Below are 364 nucleotides of genomic sequence, written 5' to 3' on the forward strand. Positions count from 1 at the left end.
GTGGTCATTCCAAATGCCTTCGGTTTCTTCGAGCTGCCATCCTTTGGCAACGAAGCTTTTGAGAAGGTGAAAAATGCCGGCAAGCAAATCATCGAAAAGGCAGAGAAATATAAGGAGACGGTTGGAAACAATGGCAACGAAGCTTTTGAGACGGTGAAAGATACAGCCAAGCAAATCATCGAAAAGGCAGAGAAATATAAGGAAACAGTTGAAAAAGATAGCAGCGAAGCTTTTGAGACAGTGAAAGATGCAGCCAAGCAAATCATTGAAAAGGCAGAGAATTATAAGGAAACAGTTGGAAACGAAATGCAAAAGCGAAAGGAAGCTTTGCAGGAGACAATGCAAGAACAGCAAGCAGCCCTGC

Annotated in this window: 1 protein-coding gene; it reads left to right on the forward strand. The window is 43.1% G+C overall.

Features of this window, described 5'->3' with window-relative positions; genetic code table 11:
• Window positions 1–364 (forward strand): hypothetical protein (locus tag ACYQ78_RS39340; protein WP_459806096.1); only part of this gene is annotated, 364 nt, incomplete at both ends.

It is taken from the genome of Herbidospora sp. RD11066 (assembly GCF_054661255.1).